Below are 4,134 nucleotides of genomic sequence, written 5' to 3' on the forward strand. Positions count from 1 at the left end.
TTAAGAAATCTGTGTTTTACGCCGCAGCGGGGTCTGCAGGGATTCTCAAATCAGCATTGGTTCTGTACTTTAGAGCTAAGATTCGTTGAATTTTCAGACTGAAGAATTTTACGCATTATTCTGCCGGAGAAAACTTAAGGCTAAACAAGCCGTTTCCGCAGATAAGCGACAGCCAAAGGATGCTGCACGATATGGCTCAGACTTCCAGCGCAACACGTGAACCGTCCATGGAAGAAATTCTGGCTTCCATTCGCAGAATTATTGAAGACAGCGATGTCACAAAACAGGCAACAGCTGATCTGACATCAGCTCCGGCTGCAAAAGCACAGCCTGAAAACCGCGCTGAAACAATTAAAACCTCGGAACCGCCTGCAGAAGAAAAACGCGGGGAGGTTGCCCAGTTTCCCCGTGCTGTTTCTTCGGAAACAGTACAAGCAAACAACCACGCTGTTTCTTTAGAAACAGCGCCAATTAATAATGCTGCTGTTTCGTCAGAAACCACAGCGGCTGAAACTCAGCCTGCGCCTTCATTCACGCTGGATGCGATCTTGCGTGGCAGCATTCAGGAACAGGCATCACCATCACAAAAGCCGGAACTGACACGGGCTGAAATGCATGAGCGCAATGTTGCTCATGTGCGTATTGCGACGGTCAATCCGCCGGTGCCGCCGGTTGTTGTCGCTGCGGCCGAACAACCTAAGAGTGATGCCATAAAAATGTCAGAGGCACTTCTTATGCAGGTTGCAGAAAAGCGGGTCGTGTCCATGACCCAGCCAGCCGCAAAAGAAGAGGTTGCCCCTGTGTCTGAAAAAGCATTTGAAAACGCTCCGCAAACTGTATCCGCTCCTGTACAGGACAAGTCTCTGATTTCAGAGGCAGCGGAAAAGCAGGTTGCAGCATCTTTCGGCAGTCTCAGTCAGGCTCTTATCGAAGAGCAGAAGCGTCTGCTCAATGAGAAAATGGAAGCTATGCTGCGCCCGATGTTGCAGGAATGGCTTGATACCAATCTGCCGCCGCTAGTTGAACGACTGGTGCGTGAGGAAATCGAGCGCGTCGTCCGCCGCGGCTGACGGAAAGAATGCTCAATTGCGGATTTACAGCCCCTTTACCACTGTAAACGGGGCTGTTTTTATGTTTAAAGCCATCCTATATAGAATACGGAAATACCGTGATTTGCAGTGTGAGGCACGCAGTTTTCCTTGATTCTTTGTTTCAAACTTGCTTTGAAACATATCACTGAGACTTGTTTGTACCGGATAGGTGGTCGGATCTGCTGCTGTTAAGGCAGGATTGAACGATCACTGCTTTCGTTGCGCCTGCCTTCATATAAAGAGACAGAGTTTTTTATGTTAGAGAAAACCTACGATTCCGCGGCTACCGAGCCAAAAATTGCTGATATTTGGGAAAAAGCGCAGGCTTTTAAAGCCGGTGCAGGTTCCAAGCCGGGTGCGGATCCGTTTGCTGTGGTGATCCCGCCGCCGAATGTCACCGGTTCTCTGCATATGGGCCATGCCCTCAATAATACCATTCAGGATATTATGGTGCGCTTTGAGCGCATGCGCGGCAAAAACGTGCTGTGGCAGCCGGGCATGGATCATGCCGGTATTGCAACGCAGATGGTTGTTGAGCGCCAGCTGATGGAACGGCAGGAGCCGAACCGTCATGAAATGGGACGCGAGAAATTTGTTGAGCGCATCTGGCAGTGGAAAGAAGAATCCGGCGGCCTGATTTTCAACCAGCTGCGTCGCCTTGGTGCGTCCTGTGACTGGTCGCGTGAACGTTTCACGATGGACGAAGGTCTGTCCAAAGCCGTTCTGGAAGTTTTCGTCACGCTCTACAAAGAAGGCCTGATTTATAAAGACAAGCGTCTGGTCAACTGGGATCCGAAACTGCAGACAGCTATCTCGGATATCGAAGTTGAACAGCGTGAAATCAAAGGTCATTTGTGGCACTTCCGCTATCCGCTGGAAGGCGTGGCTTTTGATGCGGAAAATCCGGACACTTATATTGTTGTTGCAACAACCCGTCCTGAAACAATGCTGGGCGATAGCGGTATTGCGGTTAATCCGGAAGATCCGCGCTATCAGTCCCGTATCGGTAAAAATGCCGTATTGCCACTGGTTGGCCGTGCGCTGCCGATCGTTGGTGACGATTATGCCGATCCGGAATCCGGTTCCGGTGCGGTTAAAATTACACCTGCACATGACTTTAATGATGCGGAAGTCGGAAAACGTAATAACTTACGTAAAATCAACATTATGTCGCCTGTTGCTACCATATTGCTTCAGGACAATGAAGACTTTGCGGAAGGCCTGACACCATCGGCTGAGCTGGATGCGTTGATTGAACGCTTCCACGATCAGGATCGCTTCAAGGCGCGTAAAGCCATTGTTGAGATGATGGAAGAAGGTGGCTATCTCGAGAAAATCGAAGACCACAGCCACATGGTGCCGCATGGCGACCGCGGCGGTGTGCCGATTGAACCATTGCTGACTGACCAGTGGTATGTAAATGCTGCGGAAATGGCCAAGCCAGCCATCGCGTCTGTTCGCGAAGGCCGTACAGCGATTGTACCGAAAACATGGGAAAAGACCTATTATGACTGGATGGAAAACATTCAGCCATGGTGTATTTCCCGCCAGTTGTGGTGGGGGCATCAGATCCCTGCATGGTATGGTCCGGACGGTACAATTTTCGTAGAAAAGAGCGAAGCAGAAGCTCTGACTGCGGCTCAGAAACATTATGGTGAACCGACATCGCTGACCCGCGATTGCGACGTGCTGGATACATGGTTTTCCTCAGCGCTGTGGCCTTTCTCGACCCTTGGCTGGCCGGATAAGACACCGGAACTCGACACCTATTATCAGACCGATGTGCTGGTAACAGGTTTTGACATCATCTTCTTCTGGGTTGCCCGTATGATGATGATGGGTCTGCACTTCATGAAAGAAGAGCCGTTCCACACCGTTTATGTTCACGCTCTGGTGCGTGACAAGAACGGCGCGAAAATGTCGAAGTCCAAAGGCAATGTTATCAATCCGCTTGATCTGATTGATGAATATGGTGCCGATGCGCTGCGTTTCTCGCTGGCAATCATGGCCGCGCAGGGACGCGACGTGAAGCTCGATCCGGCACGTATTGCCGGTTACCGCAACTTCGGCACCAAGCTGTGGAATGCAACACGCTTTGCGCAGATGAACGGTGTGAGCCGCCAGCCGGAATTCAAACCGGAAGATGCGAAACTGGCGGTTAACCGCTGGATTCTGACCGAGCTGACACGCGCGACGAGAGCCATCACTGAGGGCATCACAACTTACCGCTATAATGATGCGGCAAGTTCTGCCTATCGTTTTGTCTGGAACCAGTTCTGTGACTGGTATCTGGAACTTCTAAAGCCGATTTTCATGGGTGATGATGAAGATGCAAAGCGTGAAGCGCAGGCTTGTGCAGCATATTGTCTGGATGAAATCTACAAGCTGCTGCATCCGTTCATGCCGTTTATGACGGAAGAACTTTGGAGCCTGACAGCCGGTGAGGGCCAGAGCCGCGATACGCTGCTTGCCCATGCACCATGGCCTGATTTGTCCTTCGAAGATGCATCTGCCGCGGATGATATCAACTGGCTGATCGAGCTGGTCAGCGGCATTCGTTCCGTTCGCTCGGAAATGAATGTTCCGCCGTCAGCACAGGCACCGCTTGCGGTTCTTGAAGCCAATGAGCTTACCAAAGAACGTCTGGCGCATCATGATGCGGCGATCAAACGTCTGTCCCGTGTTGCTGATATCAGCCTGTCTGATGCAGCGCCAAAGGGCTCTGCACAGCTGGTTGTCGGCGAGGCGACCTATTGCATGCCGCTTGGCAGCCTGATTGATCTTGGTGCGGAAATGCTGCGTCTTGAAAAAGAAAGCGGCAAGCTCACAGCCGAAATGGAGAAAATTGACAAGAAGCTCTCAAATGAGAAATTCGTTGCCAATGCCAAGCCGGAAGTTGTGGAAGCTGACCGTGCCCGTTTTGCTGAATTGCAGGAAGCACAGGGCAAAATTGCAGTTGCCATGCAGCGCCTGAAGGATGCCGAATAAACCGGCCCTTTAGAGACACCTAAAAAACGAAAGCGCCCTCAAATCAGACTGATTT

General features: G+C 51.1%; 2 protein-coding genes. Both read left to right on the forward strand.

Going from position 1 to position 4,134, the window contains the following annotated elements; all coding sequences use genetic code 11:
* Positions 1–191 precede the first annotated feature (191 nt).
* Complete coding sequence (locus tag A918_RS0114460) at positions 192–1,070, forward strand: PopZ family protein (RefSeq protein WP_022711752.1); 879 nt, start codon at positions 192–194, stop codon at positions 1,068–1,070.
* A 276-nt stretch (positions 1,071–1,346) separates the two neighbouring features.
* Entirely contained in the window at positions 1,347–4,079 is a 2,733-nt protein-coding gene (locus A918_RS0114465) for a valine--tRNA ligase (protein WP_028233837.1), read from the forward strand.
* Positions 4,080–4,134 lie beyond the last annotated feature (55 nt).

It is taken from the genome of Pseudochrobactrum sp. AO18b, assembly GCF_000409565.1.
GTDB classification, from domain to species: Bacteria; Pseudomonadota; Alphaproteobacteria; order Rhizobiales; family Rhizobiaceae; genus Pseudochrobactrum; species Pseudochrobactrum saccharolyticum.